The organism is Pararhodobacter sp. SW119, from assembly GCF_017811755.1.
Classification (GTDB): Bacteria; Pseudomonadota; Alphaproteobacteria; order Rhodobacterales; family Rhodobacteraceae; genus Pararhodobacter.
This window is the reverse complement of the sequence record NZ_JADDJF010000018.1, coordinates 15570-33335: the sequence shown is the minus strand read 5'-3', so window position 1 is coordinate 33335 and position 17766 is coordinate 15570. Positions and strand designations below refer to the sequence as shown.

The 17766-nt window shown below is 66.2% G+C and carries 13 protein-coding genes and 1 pseudogene; 9 read left to right on the top strand and 5 right to left on the bottom strand.

The window, feature by feature from the left end; translation table 11 throughout:
* The first annotated feature begins 24 nt into the window (after nt 1-24).
* Nucleotides 25-492, top strand: coding sequence for a hypothetical protein (locus IM708_RS12030; protein WP_209426823.1), 468 nt, complete (start codon nt 25-27; stop codon nt 490-492).
* 333 nt (nt 493-825) lie between these two features.
* On the opposite strand, the gene IM708_RS12025 is transcribed toward IM708_RS12030, so the two are convergent.
* Entirely contained in the window at nt 826-2616 is a 1791-nt protein-coding gene (locus IM708_RS12025) for an N-6 DNA methylase (protein ID WP_209426822.1), read from the bottom strand.
* 419 nt (nt 2617-3035) lie between these two features.
* On the opposite strand from IM708_RS12025, the gene IM708_RS12020 reads away from it, so the two are divergent.
* The gene (locus IM708_RS12020; protein ID WP_209426821.1) at nt 3036-3875 is read left to right on the top strand and encodes a hypothetical protein; all 840 of its coding nucleotides are present in this window, start codon (nt 3036-3038) and stop codon (nt 3873-3875) included.
* A gap of 249 nt (nt 3876-4124) precedes the next feature.
* Nucleotides 4125-4595, top strand: a complete 471-nt coding sequence (locus IM708_RS12015; protein ID WP_209426820.1) for a hypothetical protein — start codon at nt 4125-4127, stop codon at nt 4593-4595.
* A gap of 152 nt (nt 4596-4747) precedes the next feature.
* On the opposite strand, the gene IM708_RS12010 is transcribed toward IM708_RS12015, so the two are convergent.
* A complete protein-coding gene (locus tag IM708_RS12010) occupies nt 4748-5578 on the bottom strand; it encodes a hypothetical protein (protein WP_209426819.1) in 831 nt (276 codons plus the stop codon).
* 208 nt (nt 5579-5786) lie between these two features.
* On the opposite strand from IM708_RS12010, the gene IM708_RS12005 reads away from it, so the two are divergent.
* From IM708_RS12005 to IM708_RS11995, 3 genes are all read left to right on the top strand, one after another.
* Nucleotides 5787-6242 carry a hypothetical protein gene (locus tag IM708_RS12005; RefSeq protein ID WP_209426818.1) on the top strand — a complete coding sequence of 152 codons (456 nt, stop codon included), beginning with the start codon at nt 5787-5789 and terminating at the stop codon, nt 6240-6242.
* Between the two features lie 126 nt (nt 6243-6368).
* The gene (locus tag IM708_RS12000) at nt 6369-8309 is read left to right on the top strand and encodes a hypothetical protein (protein WP_209426817.1); all 1941 of its coding nucleotides are present in this window, start codon (nt 6369-6371) and stop codon (nt 8307-8309) included.
* Between the two features lies 1 nt (nt 8310).
* Nucleotides 8311-10008: a hypothetical protein gene (locus tag IM708_RS11995; protein ID WP_209426815.1), complete on the top strand. Its 1698-nt coding sequence runs from the start codon at nt 8311-8313 to the stop codon at nt 10006-10008.
* Here the strand turns inward: IM708_RS11995 and IM708_RS21275 are convergent.
* The 3 genes and pseudogenes from IM708_RS21275 to IM708_RS11980 form a co-directional block, all read right to left on the bottom strand.
* Nucleotides 9963-10197, bottom strand: a pseudogene (locus IM708_RS21275) (integrase core domain-containing protein); the annotation flags it as partial. The gene IM708_RS11995 and the pseudogene IM708_RS21275 sit on opposite strands and share 46 nt — an antisense overlap.
* A gap of 15 nt (nt 10198-10212) precedes the next feature.
* Nucleotides 10213-11163, bottom strand: a complete 951-nt coding sequence (locus IM708_RS11985) for a CpsD/CapB family tyrosine-protein kinase (protein WP_209426813.1) — start codon at nt 11161-11163, stop codon at nt 10213-10215.
* 59 nt (nt 11164-11222) lie between these two features.
* The gene (locus IM708_RS11980) at nt 11223-12767 is read right to left on the bottom strand and encodes a Wzz/FepE/Etk N-terminal domain-containing protein (RefSeq protein WP_209426811.1); all 1545 of its coding nucleotides are present in this window, start codon (nt 12765-12767) and stop codon (nt 11223-11225) included.
* A 370-nt stretch (nt 12768-13137) separates the two neighbouring features.
* Between IM708_RS11980 and IM708_RS11975 the strand changes: the two genes are divergently transcribed.
* The 3 genes from IM708_RS11975 to IM708_RS11965 are packed head-to-tail and all read left to right on the top strand — an operon-like array spanning nt 13138 to nt 17682.
* On the top strand, nt 13138-15579 hold the full coding sequence (locus IM708_RS11975) for a tetratricopeptide repeat protein (protein ID WP_209426809.1): 2442 nt from the start codon (nt 13138-13140) through the stop codon (nt 15577-15579).
* Nucleotides 15580-15601: 22 nt separating this feature from the next.
* A complete protein-coding gene (locus IM708_RS11970; RefSeq protein ID WP_209426807.1) occupies nt 15602-16612 on the top strand; it encodes a glycosyltransferase family 2 protein in 1011 nt (336 codons plus the stop codon).
* Nucleotides 16600-17682 carry a sugar-transfer associated ATP-grasp domain-containing protein gene (locus tag IM708_RS11965; RefSeq protein ID WP_209426805.1) on the top strand — a complete coding sequence of 361 codons (1083 nt, stop codon included), beginning with the start codon at nt 16600-16602 and terminating at the stop codon, nt 17680-17682. Before IM708_RS11970 ends, IM708_RS11965 begins: the two co-directional genes overlap by 13 nt.
* Nucleotides 17683-17766: the final 84 nt, after the last annotated feature.

The window sequence follows — 17766 nt, the reverse complement described above, 5'->3', positions numbered from 1 at the left end:
GGCGCGGGCCAAGGAGTTTCCCACATGAACGCCCATCCCCTGACCTGGCGCGACACGCTCGCGGCCGGCGACATCGTTGCGTTTAGATTTCCCTGCCTTGACGAGCCTCTGGCAGAGAAGCCACGCCCCTGCCTCGTCGTCGATGTCGACCGGATCGCCGGCAATGCTGTCGTCGTCTACGGCACGTCCCGCTGGACGGGTCCGAACCGAGGCCATGAACTGCACGTCACTGGGCGCGCCGACTGCGACGAGGCCTCGCTGAACCGGCCGACACGGTTCGTCGGCGCGCGCCGCGTCCAAGTGCCCCTTTGCTGCGACCGCTTCGTCGAGTGCCGCGATGGCACGGCCGTCCTCGGCCGGCTTGGCGATAGCTACCGTCCGCGCCTTGACCGCATTCGTCAAGTGAACCCGCGGCGCTTCCGCCGCGGCCACCTGCGGCGCCCGGCTGGAGGCCGGGCTTTTCCTACCCAACAAGACAGGAGACCTGCATGATCATAAGGAAAATCCGAACGTCTTGAGGCGTTCCGGTTCCGTAATCGGACCGGAGCGCCTCAATACCCCCCGCGAATGCAGGATGCCAGTCGGTTCGATCATCCCCGCGACTGCAGGGACCTGTTTGATGCATCTTTGCGATGCCGGGTTCGGTGACGGATACTCCGTTGCCTTGCTCTCAGCCGCCTGTGCGGTGGCTCACATGCCCGTCCTCCGACTGGGAATCTGGATATGGTGTCGCTTGGCGAGCGCAAAAAAGCGATCGGGAATGCGTTCATGCTGATGTGGCCGGGCCAGAGGTGGAACCGCCGAGGCCCCGCTGACCTGCTTGGATCAGCTGCCAGTGCAGTTGCGATAGAGGCGTCGGCACTCTGCCTCCACCTCGACCGTCCCGGTGTCGGCCAATAGCATGCGCGACAGCGGTCCCATTTCCGCCGCGCGTGGCAGCGGAAGCGCCCGTAGCTCGTACGCTGACACGGCAACGCTGCCGCTCAAGCAGCGGAACGCCGTGTCCGCCGCAGCGCTGCCCAGAAAAGCTGCCAGCGCTTCCAGCGAAACCGGCGGCGTCGCCGCGATTGGCTCGACAAGATTCACATGGTTCTCGATGGCCGTGGCGCCGTGTTCCCGAAGAAGAGCCGCAGTGAGGGGTGCCGCAACCAAGCGCCGCGGCTGCTCGGGCGCGGTGGTACGCTGCAGCAGCAGGGCCGGCGTCCGGACGAGAAGCCGCTCGTTGCCGCGCGCATCGAACCAGGCGGCCTGACGCCGTGGTGATCCCGGCCAGACGAGACCTGCCGGCCGGACAGCCTCGGCCCAAATCAACGGCACATATCCCGGCGCTGGCTCGGCGGCGACGCTGCCCTTGTGTCGGCTGGCATCGACCGGACCCGTCCGCACCCGGTAGCCCCAATCCTCCAGCCGGTGCGGCGCGCGATGCAACGCTGGCGCGACGAGCGCATGCGCCACCCGGCGCGGCAAGGGCCACGGGGCGGCCGGATCGCAGGGAAGCTGGCCCAGGCCCAGTGGCCGGATCGCGGTCTGCTGCCCCTTGACGCGGATCTCCGAAACCCGGATCGGACCGGGCGATGCGCCCCGCCACCAGGTCGTGAGCATCGTCTCCTGGCACGCATCAAAGACACCGCCGCGCTGGACGATGAAGTCGATCGTGTTCGGAGGCGCCTCGCGCGCAAGCAGCGCACGCAGGTTCTTGTAGTACTCGCCGCCGAGGCAACTCGTCGGAGTCAGATAGGCGATGACGCCGCCGGGGAGAACGAGGTCGAGGGCCCGGTCGAGGAACAGGCCGTACAAGTTGGCACGGCCATGGGTACTGCGCGCAAAGCGCGCCTTCTGCTCGCCCGAAAGTGCGATAGTACCGTAGGGCGGATTACCGACGATCAGGTCGAAGGCGGCCATCTGGCGCGTGTCGAGGCTGTCCGCCACCTGCACGATGCGCGGCGCCCCAAGGCCAATTTGCGAGGTCCAGGGCAGAAGCGCCGCGTCGATCATGACTTGGGCAAGCCAGGCGGCGGCCGGGTCGAGATCGGTGCCCCGGAGCCGATCCGCAACCTCTGCCAGCACCACTACTGGACCGCAATCGCCGATTGCCGCGAGAAGGCGCCGCAGGGCTGGCAGCAGGAGCGCACCACCGCCGCAGGCGGGATCGAGGACGCGGCAACTACGCCAGTCCGTGCCGGCCTCGGTCGCCCGTTGCAGCAACAGCACCGCAAGTGCCGGCGGTGTGTAGTAGCTGCCCTGGTTCGCCCGCAGGCTACGGGGCAGAAGGGAGCAATAGAGCCTGCCGAGCAGGTCGCAGGCCACCTCCAGGCAGAGGCCCGCTGCGGCGGTTCCAATTCGGTCTGCGATCGCGATGAGGTCCGGGGATACCGACACGATCTCGTCCTTCCAGATCGGCTCTCTCGGTTTCGAGCCGGGAGAGAGGACGGTCCAAAAGGCGCCAATGGCGGCCACCAGGACACCGCGCGCCGTCGTGACTGCGCTCGGGGCGTCGATATCCTTGACGAGGACGCGGGCGGTGGCGAGAGCCGCGGAAACGCCGGGCAAGTCGGCCGCGGCGGGCCAGACCGGAATGGTGCCGAAAGCGCCGGCGGATACGGGGGAAAATTGCACAGGAGGTCCTTCGGTGATTTATCCGAAGGACGTGGGTCGATTGAGGTGGCCAAAAAAATCCGGGATGCGGCGGCTTCGGCGGAAATGTCTAACCTTCGCCCTGATCGCCTGACAGGGAACGGAAGAGGCCCGGCCGGTCGCGGCGCTCGCGAGCCCCCAATATTTCCTTTTTCTGGGGGTTCTGAGTTTCAGGGATTCCGCGGTGCTATTTCCATTTCAGATCAATCCCGTGTTGGGACCGGTCCCGCAGAACCGCGGGCAAATCACCGGGATCGCCGGGAGATCACCGTATCTGATCGGGGTCCCGTGGCTGACATCCGGAGCGGCCCCGCCCGTAAGCGGGGTTCCTGAAAGCCATCCGATTTCCGCAGCGGCGCGGTCAACACCATCATTCTCCTCCCATCCAAAGGAGCCTCATGATGCATATTGCCAAGACCCTCACACCCGCCCCCGATCGCCCGCGCGACGGGCTCTACCGGCTCTCGCAGCCTTTCCTCGATATTGTTCAGAGCCGCGGGCTCGGACTCCAGGGCCTGCGGCTCTTGCATCTCATCGCTCATGCGATTTGCCGACAGGTGCCCGACTGGCACCGGCTGACGGTCGACCAGCCCGAGGCGGGCGATGGGCAGGGATGCCTTGTCTTCCGTCGGCACCTCGGCCTCGAGCGCTCGAACGGAAATCGGGCCCTCGAGGATGGCATCGAGGAACTGCGCGTCGCTCAACTTTTCGACTGGATCGGCTTTGTCCATGACCATCATTGGCTCTCTTGGCGACTGCGCAACGATCTCTTCGAACGCCTCTTCGGCACCGAGCCCTACGGCTATTTCAACATCCGCGATCTCGCCGGTTTCCGGGCGCCCCTTGACCTCATGGTCTATGGCGAGCTCGGAATCGTGCGCGCGATGAGGCGGCCGGAGGTTTCGCTGTCGCTTGATGGATATGCAGCCTCGCTCGGCCGCGCGCCAGAATGGCACCGCATGCGGGCAGATGTCGTGCATGCGCTGCAAAAGTCCGCCGCAAGGTTTCAGTCTGGCTGCGTGGTGCTGCTGGAATGCCGGGGAACGCGGCGTGGCGTGGACACGGCCACCATTCGTCTCCGCCACCAGCATTCTCGCTGGAGCTGGGAGGCGCTGACCGCGCCAATGCCGAATTGCACGGTGCGGAAGATTCTGCTCGTCGACCAGGAAACCTGCCTCGAGGTGAACCGGAAAGACGCCGCCGCGGCGACGCAGAGGTTTTTTACGCGAACGCCGGAGTAGCGATCAGCAATAGAAACAGGGCCCCGGACATTGCTGCAGCTGTCGCGCTGGATCCGCGCATGCCTGACGTGGCGCGCGACGCCCGGTTCTTTCCGTCCCTGGCGACAAGGAGCCGGTCCGCTCCTCCCGAAAAATGCCGGCAGAGCCAGAAAATATCCTGTCGGCGTTTCCAGACGACCCGGCCCAAAACCACATTCTTCTTGGGCGGCGATCGTTGCCCCGAGACCTCACGCAAAGGAAAGCGACAACATGACAATCCCTGACGACCACGACACCGACGGCGATGCCCGCGCGGGCGAGACACCGCCGAGCCTGGGTCTCTCCCATGAGGCCTCGGCCACTTCGCTCCTGATCCGGCGCGCGGCGCTGCTCGCGAATTGCCGCCTGTTCTTCGACCAGCATGGTTCCACGCTGATCGATGCCCTGCACGCGGTCGCGGGTGCGCCGGCGGCTAAGCAGGCGGGTGAACTCAGCGCTGCGATCCGTTCCGCCACAACCTGGCAAAGTTCGTTCGCAACTCGGCTCGCAGGCCTGTTCGAGTTTCTGACGCTCGAACATCTCGACGGCCCTTTCGGCCCCCATCCCGTATCTCTGGCCGCGCTCGATCCGCAGAGTGCCGTCGCGGAGTCCTGCCTTTGGCATGCCGACCGACTGCAGGACTTCATCGAGCGCGACGAGACGATTAACGCCCGTATAGGCCTGCCGCGCAATCCGCGATAGCGGCCACAGCGCCGGCTGATGCAACGCAGGACTGTCGCAGCCCATCCTGAGGGCTTGAGGCGCGGGTGCCAGCAAAACGAATGAGACCGCGGGCTGAAAACCGCGGTCTCATGCATGTGTCGCTCTTGGCAGAGCGGATGTCTTCTCTACGATCAGGCAAGGTCCGGGCAATGCGCCGCGAGCCTGCCTGCGTGCCCCACCGCCACGAGAATCTCATGGGACGAAAATACGGATCGCGGGAGCTTTGCCACCTGCTCCGGGGTCATCAATCGGTAACTGGTGCGTAATGCCTTGGTGAGGTCCTTCCGCCCGATGCAGGCGGTTCCCCAATACACCTTGAGGCTGCGCTTCGTCCGTCGCCCGGGCGCGTTCGAGATGACGCCAATCATCGCGGCGTGGTCGCGATGCACCAGGACGGTCCCGTTCGGCAACTGCTTGAACTGTTTCTTGACCCGTCTGTGCCACTCAGCCTCCTCCCGCTGGCGGATCTCGAAATCCCGCCCGGCGACGATTTCGCGGGCAAGGGCGAGCAAGCCCTCACCAAAGTTTGCACAGACCACCTCGCTGGCCGCGAAGGCCTCGGGAAATACACTGTGCACGAGGTCACGGTCTTCGCTTTCGAGGTTGGCGAGCGCGTAGCCCGGAAGGTGGTCCGCGGGAAGATTTTCCCAGACCGCATCGAACGCGGCGAGAGCGGCACCGGCGAAGGTTCGTGCGCGGGCTTCCGAAGGAGGTTCCAGGGGAAGACGCCCGGTCGCCATGCCGACGGTCCATCGGCGCTCCCCGACGCTCTTGATGTATTGCATGCCCCCGTGGACGGTCCAGACATGGATGCTCTGGGCATTCGTGACACCGTTGACGCGGGTGATGTCGAACCGCAGGTTTGCAGCGTCACACTCGAACGTCCATGTTTCGGTTTGCCTGAAACGGCTGTTCCAGACGGGTTGGCAGTCGGAAGTAGAGATTATGGGTCTATCGAGCATGGGCAGGTCCTTGTTCTGCTGATCAGCGCGGATCGGAATGAACCGCGTTGATCAGCAGATAGGTCCGTTCTCACGCACCCGGAAAAGCCGCCTCGGAGCCGATTTTCACCCGGATAGATGCCCGCGCAAACACGCCATCTGATCCGTTACCCAAAATTCCGGGAACCATTTTTTGGATCTCTGAAACGGGGCCTAATTCGGTCGGGCCATGCTCGACAAGCCCCTAACCCGCACCGATCTCATCGCCTTCTTCGCTCTGCCGGAGACCGAGGACACTCGGCCGCTGGCCCGTGTCCTGCGCCATCTCAAGATCACCCTGCGCGGCGGTACCACGCGCTGGCCGGTGGTCTGGCGCGCGCTCGGTCTCGCCGCCGAACAGGACCACGCGCACCACGCCGAGCTGACCGCGCCGCTGCTCACGGCGCGGGGCGTCGCCGACCTCGTCGGCGTCGCTGATCCGTCGATCGTCTACCGCTGGGAGAAAGGCAAGGTGCCGGCTGGCGCGTCGTCTTTCCCCGCCTCCATCGACCTCTCGAACGGTCGCAAGGGAGCCCGCGCCAAGCGCTGGCGCCGGGCCGAGGTGCTCGCGTGGCATACCGGTAATGAGCTTCCCCGATACGCCAGACCCGCGCCGGTCTTCGGCGCCCTCACCCCCACGCCATGAGGTCTGAATCGATGCCTTTCCGCGGCTGGGACACGGCGCTGCACGCCCAAGCGACCGGACCCACGCGTAAGCGACCGGGATACGAACGTCCGGCCGGTTTCACGGGCGGCAACCTCGACGGCGTGTGTGTCCCGGGCGCGCTTTGGCGACCGGAAGCGCGCGCAAGCGACCCACCCCCTCTCTCGAATTCGACGCAAGCACAACAGGAAAGGAAATCCCATGCTTGATCTGACCGGCCGCCCCCAAACCTCCGCCCTGGCCATCGCCGCCGCCGGCCCCGCACCCGTGATGTCGGGTCAGCCCGGCCCGACACTCGCCGAGCTCCGCGCCCATGTGGCGGCGCGCACCGATCTCAAGCCGTCGGTCCGTGCCCGATATCTCGGCGCGATCGATGAGGCGGGACGCATCATCAACCGGCCGCTCGCCGCGATCCTGGCCGAGCTGTCCCTCGTCGAGGAGCGGTTTCCGCTCGACGGCTATGACGCCAGCCACTGGACCACGAATGCCGCCTACAACCTCTTTCGGCGCCGGCTCCAGGCCCCCCTACGGGAGTTCCTGGGCGTGCACGCGGCGCAGGCCGCGCTGCGGGCGCAGCAGGATGACTGGACGCAGCTCCTCGCCGCGATCAAGCCGCTGACGGAAGGGCGCGTCGGCAAGAACGCCGACTGGCACCCGATGAAGCTCGCGGCGCTCAAGACCTTCGCGCTCGTGGCCCGGTCCTACGGCTGGCAGCCGCGCGACCTGACGCTGGTCAAGGCACAGCGGATCGACGCCGATTTCCGCGGCAACAAGCGGGACGCGAACCACCGTGCGCTCCGGCGGCTCGACGAGCTGCGGGACTTTCCGCAGCTCCTGCCGTTGCTGCCAGCGCGACCGATCGGATTGTCCGCCGTGCGCCGCGTCCCGCTGCTGGCGGCACTGAACCCGGACTGGGAGGCGCAGTTCCTGGCGTGGATCGAGGAGGTCACGAAATCCAATTGGGATCCGGTCGACAAGGTCTTCGCAGACGATCACGCCAAACACGCCCATGTCATGCGATCGGCGTTCCGCACCGCCCTACGGATAGGTCTCGAGCTTGGCCAGATCCGCCCGGACCAGGCGGAACTCAAGGCCGTTCTCGCCGAGGACGAGATCCTCTGTGCCATCGCAGGGGAGATGTTTGCCCGGCGCACGCGTTCGAAAAAGGACGGCCGCCTCGAGCCGCGCACGGCGCGCAAATACCTGAAGGCACTGAATCAGGTGCGCGCTCATCTCGGCATCAACACGCACATGCTGGACCTGGTTCTGTCCAACAACGCCGTCGCGCGCGCGGGCAGGAAGGCCGACAAATGCATGACACCGAAGAACCGCAAGTTCTGCGAGGAAGTTGTTGCAACACCGGCCATCCGCGGGCGGTTTCTCGGCTCGTTCAAGGTGCTGCGCGAGGCCGCGGAGGCGATCCTGGCACAGGCCGCCGCGGAAAACCGTAAGCCGACGGCGCACGAGATCGTGCGCGTGCGGATGCTCGGGACCGCGGCCGCTTTCGCGGCGATCGAGATCGGCGGTGCGCCGATCCGCGTCGAGAACGCCATGTGCCTGACCTGCGACGGCGAGGATGCGCAGATCCGGGTTCCCGCGAAGGGCAAGAAGGCGATCCAGGTGCTCATCCCGGCGGAGCTTACCAAGAACAAGGTCGAGATCGCGTTCCCGATCAAGCCCAACAGGTTCGGCTGTCACGACACGATCCGCTGGTACCTGCAAGCGGTCCGCCCGCTGTTTCCGCATGCCGCGGCGAACCCGTTCCTGTTCCCGGCGGTGACGACGCCGGGCGCGCATCTCAATGCCGACTATTTCGGGGCTGAATTCGCCGGGCTGATGCGGACGGTGGTGGATCTCCCGATGACGCCGCATCAGATGCGCCACGGGCAGACCTCGCTGCTCCTCGACAGGCACCCGACTGAGGTCGACGTGATCGCAAAGCGGATCGACGACACGCCGGGGACCCTGCGCCAGTTCTATGGCTGGCTGAATTCGATGAAGCTCGTCGAGCGCGGCCAGGACCTGCTCGTCGGGCTGATGGAGGAGTGAGATGACCTATGACACGAGAGGCCGCGAGGACATCCTCGCGGCGGGCCACTTCGACGCGTTCCGGGAGATGCCGGGGATGGCGCAGGTCAATCTGCGCGAACTCCGCACGCTGGACCGCTTCTTCACCTTCGCCGAGGTGCGCGGTGTCACCGTGCCGGCGGTCGGCGACTTTCTGGCCTTCGCCGGGGAAGGCAGCTCGACGCGGCGGCTCGACGACCTGCGCGTCGCGTTCGACCGGCTGCTGCCGGCAGGCACGCCCGTGTGCGACACGGTCCGCGCGGCGATCCGCGCGAAACGCCCGCGCAGCCGGGCCTGCGACTGGCGGAACCGTGAGGCGCTGCGCAATTATACGCTGCTGGCGCCCTATCGCAACCTGCCGGCCTTTGCGGAGGTACCGCTGGAGGAGTTGCGTCTGCTGGCGCGGTTCCTCGCCCTCGCCGAGGAACGGGGCGTGACCGTGCCCACCGAGGCGGATTACCTGGCGTTCACCGCCGATACCGGCTCAAGCCGGCGTCTGCGCGGTCTCAAATCCGCGCTCGACCGCCTGCTGCCGGGCAATCCGGCGGTGCACGTGGTCCTGGCGGCGGCGATCAAGACGAAGACCCCCGCGCGCCCGGTCTGCGGCAAACGGAACCTGCGCGCCGCGGCGGTGCGGCGTGTCGATGTCTCCGAGCTTCCCGACGCGTGGCAATCGCTGCTGCGCAACATGCGCCTCGGCGCCCTGCCGTTGCATGTTGCTGTGCCGCCGGCCTCTCTCGTCGACAGCATGGAGGACGTGCTGCGCGAGTATGCGAAGGTGCAGCTCGACGCAGGCGCCCCGGTCGAGATTTCCGTAGAGGGCGTGCGCCGGTTCGAAGCCTCGCGCGCGGCCCATGCGGCGGCGCGCGAGGCGCCAAAATACCGTGACCAGGGCAACCGGCCCGCGACACGGCATACCGCCGTGATGCGTTTGCAGCAGTTCGGCGCGGCGCTCGGGCTCGATCCGGCGATACTGGCCGACTTGCGCACCCATGAGAACGTGCTGCGCCGGCAACTGGGAACCGTGGTTCCGCTGAAATTCGCCAGGCTCGACAAGTTGCCCGGCCTCAAGGCCACCTGGACGCTGGCCGCGAGCCTTCTGGCAGAGAGCGCCGAGGCGGCACGGCGTCAGACCGCGCTGCGCCTGCTCAACGAGGCCGCCGTCGTCGCCATCTGGACGCTGCTGCCGCTCCGGCGGCGCGACGGGCAGCTCTGCTGGGGTCGGGACGTCCGGTTCGACGGCACCCGTTACCGGGTCGATATCGAGACCGCCAAGGAGGATGAGCCGCTGCGGGGCGCCCTGCACAGGGTGCTGACGCCGTTTCTCGATGCGCTGGTGCTGCGTGGCCTCGATCCGGCCTGGCTCGACGAGATGCGGCAACGGGCCATGAACGAGGAATTGCCGCTCTTCCGTGACGTGGACGGCCGCATCCTCGCCCGAACCTACCCCTCCAAGGTCTGGCGCGCGCATTTTGGGACCGGCGCGCATGTCTCGCGCAGCCGCGTGCATACCGAGCTGGGCCAGCTCGGCCCCGAGGGCGTGGAGGCCGCCCTGGCCCTCGAAGCGCAACGCGATGAGCGCAGCAAGGTTTACTACCAAGGCAAGGCGGTGGCCGCCGCCCAGCGGCGCAAGGGTCAGGACATGGTCGACGGGCTGCTGGCGGAGTGCTTCGACGAATAGGCCGTGCGGGTCGATTGTTGGTGCATCGTCGGTCTCTGGTCTATCGGGACGAAGGTCTCCGTTGCGGGTGGCCGATAGCCCAGCGAGCTATGCGGCCTGACCGTGTTGTAGTGGCGGCGCCACCGTTTGATGAGGATCTGGGCCTCCCTGAGCGAGTAGAAGACCTCAGCGCCCAGCAGTCTTCCGCAGGAACGGTGCGGCGGCTCAGTAGTAGCCGTAGCCGTAGCCGGGCTCCATGTAGCGACACTTGTTCAGCACCACGCCCAGGACATTGGTCACGCCGGCCAGTTCGCGTTCGCAGCGGTCGAGGTCGTCGAGCGCGGTGGTTTCGGCGCCGGCGAGCAGCAGGACGCAGTCGACATGCGGGGCGAAGGCCATCATGTCGTCGCTCATCATCATCGGCGGCATGTCGAAGACCATCATCGTGACCGCGTAGTCGGTCTCGATCTGTGCCAGCGCGGGGCCGATCTCGGCGCCCTGCAACAACTCGGCCGGGTTGCGCGCGGGGGCGTCCAGGGTGCCGAAGGCCAGGTTCGTGCCGTAGCGCGCCATGTGATCCCGCGCCGGGGCCTTGCCGGCGATCACCTGCGCGAAGCGGTGTGGCGGCTGCAGCCCGAGCATCCGCGCCAGGCCGGGCCGTCGCATGTCGAGGTCGGCGAGAACCGTGCGCTGGTTGGCCTGCCGGCCCAGGCTGAAGGCGAGGTTGAGGCAGGTCGTGGTCTTGCCACAACCGGGATTGGGCGAGGTGACAGCCAGCCGGCGCCAGCCGTTCTTGCGCATCTCCTGCAGGATGCGCGTGCGCATCATGTCGACCGGTCCGGCGTCACGGCCGCCGGCATAGCCGATGATCCGGTTGCTGGCCATCAGCGCGGGTTTGGGCGTGAAGGCGGGCAGGGCTTCCCAGCGCGCGCGGATCTCGGGTGCGATTTCAGCTACGTTAGCAGAACTGGCGGCGGGGCGGGGGGCGTCCGGCGGGGCGGGGGGGGTTCGAGCCGGGGTTGCTGCCGTCTGGCTCGGTGCGGCGGGGGCCGGTGCATCCGCATTCGCCGCGGTCGGACCCGCCGGCTCCGCGGGATCGTGGGCCGCGGGCTTGGTTCCCGCCGAGCCGGTCCGCTTTGCCCGCGCCTTTTCCAGCGCCATCTGGATCCGTTCCATAACCCGTCCTCTCGAATACCCGCCAATTCAGGCCGCACCAGACCGCGGCGGGACAACATTCACATGAAGTTCTGCAACATGCGATTGATGCCCAGCCGATCAAAAAGCCGGTCGATCAGCAGATCGAGCGGCAGGTAGAAATTATGAACCGCCCAGAGTGCGACCGGCACCCCGACCAGCGTGACAAACAGCGCCACCCCGATGATAGCCCGGCGTGCCATCTGCTGCTTGCGCGAGCGCACGTAGGGCAGGGTGGCCAGGGGCGTGATGCCCATCCGCCGGGTGATCTCGCCGGGGCGGCGGATCGAGCGATTGAGCAACTCCAGCAGCGCCACCAGCGCCAGTCCGGCCGCCATGCCCCCGCCGACGCCGGCGGCGGCGATCACCGGGCGGTTGGGACTGGTGGGCGCATTGGGCACCGAGGCCTGTTCCAGCACCGTGATCCGCTGGCCACGGGACATGAGTTCGATCCGCTCGCCCATCTGCGCCTGGGTCAGCCGGTCGACGGCGTTGCGATGCTGCGCCTCGATCGCCGAAAGCTCGCGCTCCAGTTCGGCCAGGCGGAGCCCGGTCGTGGCGGTGGCGTCGATCGTTTCCTGCAGCGCCAGGATTTCGGCCTCGATGCGGGCGCGCTCCTCGTCCAGCGCGGCGCGAGAATCGTCGATTGAGGCGAGCAGTTGCTCGAACTCGGCCGAAGCGGCCTCGCCGCGCGTGCCCGTCTGTTCCTCTACCATGTTTTCCAGTTCGGAAACGCGGGCCTGGATCACGCGCACCCGTGGGTTCTGCGCCGAATAGAGGCGCAGCGCGCTGGCAAGCTGTTCGCGGGCCTGAGCCAGCTCGCGCTCGGGCGCGCTCGGTTCGGTGCTCAGCCGGCCGGTGCTCTGGAACAGTGCGACAAGTTCGGTGCGGCGCTGCTCAAGCTGGGTGTCCTCGCGCGACAGCTGGCGCAACTGATCTTCCAGTCGACCCTGCTGGGAGCGCCGGAAATCGAGGCTCTCGGGCAGGGTCTCGCGGTTCTCTACCCGGAAATCCAGCACCCGCGCGCGACGGATGCTGATTTCCTCGCTCAGCCGGTTCGCCTCCTCGCGGAAGAAGCGCAGCGTTTCGCTGGCCACGCCGCGGCGCATGTCGACATTCTCGCGCTCGATCATGCCGACGAATTCGTTGACGACCCGGGCCGACATCTGCGGATCGCGGCTCTGGAAGCTCACGCGCACGGTCGGCGCCGCCGTCGAGCGCCTTCCCAGACCCGCCGAGCGGATCTGGATGCGCCGGCGCATGTCGGCGACCACCTGGTCGGGCGACACCCCGGGTGCATCACTGTAAAGGCCCAGCCGGTTGGCTGTGTCGATCAGGTTGGCGCGCGTCATCAGCCGCTGCTCGATGATCGCTACTTCGGTCGCGGCATCGGTCTGCACGGTCGAGACCGCAAGGTTGGTCGGGATCTGCGGGCTTTCGACCAGGAGCAGTGCCTCGGCCCGGTAGCTGGGTGGCAGGACCGAAGCGACAGAGACGCCGATCGCGCCGATCAGCGTGGCGACGATCAGGAAATAAGGAAACCGCCGCCAGAAGATCGACAGGTAATACTTGATGTCGAAGCTCATGCAGGTTCTCCATTCGACCCGGCCGGTCGCATCATGACACTGTTTGCCGGTATGGACAGGGTCCCGTCCACAGGGCGTCGCCCCTGGCGCAATTTCTCAAACTCATGCCCCCTTTAGCGTCAGGATGGTCACCATGCCATTACCGAAAGCGTATTTTCCCACTTATTCAGCATGAGTTGAACCGGGAAAAGCGGATACCGGCTCCGTTGGCGACGGTCAGGCCCTCCGGGTAAGCGCTAAGCGCGCAGACGTGAGCCGCTTCCCCCCTCGCATCGGGGCGCAAGCTGGCATAGACTTCATGGCATCGTAACCTTGCCGGGTTAGCGCATCGCTACGGTGCTCCGCCCCCGGATTTCTGAGTGGATTGACCATGATATTGCGTTCTCCCGCCCTCATTGCCGGTCTTGTCGCGCTGCCTCTCATCCTCGGTCAATGCGACAGCGCGGCGGAACGGGCCGAAGCGCATTACCAGTCCGGCATGGCGCTGGTCGAAGATGGCGACATCGACCGCGCGTTGGTGGAGTTCCGCAACGTCTTCAACCTTGACGGTCAGCACCGAGAGGCCCGCGCCGCCTATGCGCGCCTGATGCGCGAGCGCGGCAATCTGCGCGACGCCTACGGGCACTACCTGCGCCTCGTCGAACAATACCCCGAGGATCTGGACGGCCGCCTTGCGCTTGGCGAGATGGCGCTGGCTTCGGGCGATTGGGAAGAGGCCGAGCGCCACATCACTCAGGCGCAGGCCCTGGCGCCCGAGGACTCTCTGGTCCAAGCGATGCTTACCACGCTCGAATACCGCGAGGCGCTTGTCGCCGAGGACGGCACCCGGCGGACGGAGGCGGTGCAGCTGGCACAAGCCACGCTGGGCGACGAGACGGTCTCGGATAGCGCCCGGATCATCGCCCGCCGGGTGGTAATCAACGAGCTTCTCGCCGGCGAGGACCCGCAGGCGGCCATGCCCGAACTGGAGGCGGCGCTGGCCGAGGACCCGGACAACCTGGAATACCAGGAGGTCAAGCTGCGCCTTCTGATCGCGCGGGGCGACGTGCCTGCCGCGACCGAGCAGTTCGAAGAGATGTATCGCCGCTTCCCCGAGAACGAGGCGCTGCGCAGCGGGCTTATCCAGTGGTACATCTCGACCGAGAACCTGGAAGGCGCCGAAGCCTTCCTGCGCCAGCTTGCCGAGGGCGCCGAGACCCCCGATCAGGCGGTGGCGGTAGTACGGTTCCTGCGCCAGACCCAAGGCAGCGACGCGGCCTTTGCCGAACTGGACCGGCTGATCGCGGAGGGCAACCATCCCGAGACCTTCCGCGCCACGCGGGCGGTTCTGAACATCGAGGAAGGGCGCGTCAACGAGGGCGTGGCCGAGCTTGAGGCACTGGTCGAGGGTGGCACCGCTTCGGATCGGCTGCGCGATATCCGCCTGGTTCTGGCGCGGGTCTACCAGGCGCAGGGCAACAGCGTCGGCGCCCGCGCGCAGATCGAGACGATCCTTGCCGAGGACGGCAGCCATGTCGAGGCGCTGAAGATGCAGGCGGGCTGGCAGATCGGGGCCGACCGCCCCGAGGAAGCCATCGCGCTTCTGCGCCGGGCGCTCGACCGGGCGCCGCGCGATGTGGGCGCGCTGACCCTGCTGGCCCAAGCCCATGAGCGGATGGGCGATCGGCAACTGATGGGCGACCGGCTGGCGCTGGCGATGGAGGCTTCTGGACAGGCGCCGGAGCAAGCGCTGCGCTACGCGCGCTACCTGGTGTCGGAAGAGCGTCTGACCACCGCCCGCGCCGCCTTGCAGGAATCGCTGCGCCTCAATCCGCAGAACGCCGACCTGATGCTGGTTCTGGGCCAGGTCCATCTGGCGCTGCAGGAATGGGAACGCGCGGAATCGATGATCGCCGCGTTGCAGCAGCTGGGCACGACCGAGGCCCGCGCCGCCGCGAACGAATTGCGCAACCGTTTCCTGGTCGCCCAGGGCCGCACCGAGGAAAGCATCGCCTTCCTGGAGGGACTGATCCAGAGCGGCGAGGCCGATGTCCGCGCCGCCGCGCTGGTCGTACAGGGCCACCTGCAGGCCGGCCGCATGGCCGAGGCCGAGGAATATCTGACGGCGCGGCTGGCCGAGGATCCGTCCAATCCGTCGCTGCGCTTCCTGATGGCGGGGCTGCAGACGGCGCAGGGACGGCTGGACGATGCCCGTGCGACCTATGTCGCGCTGATCGCCGAGTACCCGACCGACGAGGCGCCGGTGCGCGCGCTCTACCAACTCGATGTGCAGTCCGGCGATGCCGAGGCCGCCAGCGCGACCCTGCAGGCCGCGCTCGACCGCATGCCGGAGTCGGTCTTCCTGAACTGGCTGCGCGCCGGCGAGATGGAGCGCGCCGGCGATTTCGAGGGGGCGATCGCCATCTACGAACGCCTCTACGAGGCCAATCGCAACAACACGCTGATCGCCAACAACCTTGCGAGCCTCCTGTCGATCCATCGCGACGATGATGAAAGCCTCGAACGCGCCCATGCGGTGGCACAGCGCCTGCGCGGGCTCGACATGCCGGCCTTCCAGGACACCTACGGCTGGATTGCCTATCGCCGCGGCCGCTATGCCGAAGCGCTCGAACATCTCGAACCGGCCGCCGCCGGACTGCCCGAAAGCGCCCTGGTGCAATATCACCTCGGCATGACCTACGCGGCGCTGGAACGCCCCGCAGACGCCCGCGTCGCGCTGGAACATGCCCTGGAACTGGCCGGCAACAGCCCGTTGCCGCAGTTCCTTACCGCGCGCGAGACGCTCGACAGCCTGCCTGCGGAGGCAGACTGAGATCAGAACGAGTGTGTGCAACATGTATGAGCATTGTGATGATCTGCGAGTGGTCGCAAACGCGCATCTGGCGGATCGAGCCGGTCCAAGCGTTACCGCAGTCGTGAAGAACGAACTCTATTTCCTGCCCCATTTCCTGGATTATTACCGGCGACTGGGGATCGAACGTTTCGTCCTGCTTGATGACCGTTCCGACGATGGTAGCCGAGAGTTTCTGGCCGCTCAGGACGATGTGCTGCTGGTAGCAAGTGACCGCCATTTCGGAGAGCCTATCTTTCCCGACGATCCGGATCCGGACCGGCGCAGGGTTCGCATGGTGCATGCTTGGAGAACCCTTCTGCTGCGCCGCTTCACCCTGGGAAACTGGGCGCTGGTCCTGGATGCTGACGAATTCATAGTCCTGCCTGAAAAAATGGACTTCCCCGACCTGTTCCGCCACGCCGAAAAGATGGGCGTACGCGGCGTGGCTGGCGTGATGCTGGACCTGTATCCCGAAGATGTCTCGGCATTACGAAGCAACACGGAGTTCGATCCCGACGGGGACTGGTATTTCGATGGTGAGCCACATCTGAAGCTGAACGGCACGGAACAGCCGACGATGCTGCACCACGGCGTGCGCGCTCGGCTGAGATCTCACTACCTCAAACGCGAGACGATCTTGTGGCGCCTCCTGCGTCGGTTGCGGCGCGGAAATGCCTATGCATCGGCGAACTGGACCTTCAAGCTGCCGGTGGTGAAATGGCAGGAAGGGGACATTTTCCTCAATTCGCACTGGTCCGACCTGCCTGTCGCTTCCGACATTCTGCTGCCGATAAAGCACTACAAGTTCACCCCCGATCTCTATCGGCGAACTCAGTACGCCCTGGCCACGGGGGCCTATGCCTACGGGTCGTCCGAATATCGCAGGCTGGACACCATCCTGCGCACCATGAAAGAACGGCGCGCGAAATTCCTTTACCGGAAATCGCTGCGGGCGGATGGATTTGAGGTCTTCGCGCAGACAGGAAACGGACGGATCCCATGGGTACCCTGACCTCGGCCGTTCGCAGTTTCCTGAGCAGCGAGGTCGGCCCCTATCTTCGCTACCGGGGCAAGAAGCCGCTGTACGTGCAACTGGCCGAGATGTACCGACTCTGGCGCTACTGGCGCTACGCACCTTACCAGTACGTCAAGTACGAACTCTACGCGAAGGACTTCTCGGGCGACATCCTGGCCTTTATCCCGTCGATGCTGATCCGAAACGTGCAGGAGGCTGAAAACCGCGGTCCACAACTCGGCATCGTGCGCGACAAGCGCCGCTTCGAGGCGCACATGAATGCCCATGGCGTCCGCTGCATCACGCCCTCGTGCCTGGTGACCGAGGGGGGTGTTCTGCGCAACGCCCGTGACGAGGTTGTGCCCCATGAGGTCTTCCGCGAGACGGCGACGGCCCTTACCGGCGATCTTTTCGCCAAGCCCGTACGCGGCAGTTTCGGTCGTGATGTCCGAGTGGTGCGCGCCGAGGATCTGACCCCCGAGGCCCTGGCCGGGATGGTGGACACGCTGATCCAGCCCCGCGTGCGCCAGCATCCGGCGCTTTCGGCGCTTTTTCCGCGTGCGCTGAACACGATCCGGTTGGACAGTTTCCTTGACGGAGGCAACGTTCGGCACAGTGCCAGCGCGCTGCGGATGGGATCCGGCACCATGGTCTTCGACAACTGGGGGGCAGGGGGACTGGCCGTCGGCATCGATCTTCAGACCGGAAAGCTCTTTCCGCTGGCCTACCGGAAGTCCCGCTTTGGCGATCACACCGCCTATGAAAGCCACCCTGATACTGGAGTGGCGTTCGAGGGCTATCAACTGCCGCACTGGGACGCAGTCAAGGATCTGGTCATCCGCGCGGCCCTGTCCCTGCCGGACCTGCGCACGCTCTGCTGGGACGTGGCCATCGCCGAGGACGGCCCGCTTCTGGTCGAGGCGAACGATTTCTGGAACATCAATGTCATGCAAAAAAGCTGCGGTGGCCTGCGTGACACGACAATCGGCCGCTACGCCGCGCAGAAGCACGGGCTGCGCCACATTGGCGCATCCGTACCGATCGCGTCGGAACCGCTGAAAACCTGAGGATGACAGACGAAATGCCGTTTCTTCGCGCAACTTCAGATCCGATGGTGCCCCGCCGCACCCGGGTCGTCTTTCAGGAGTGAT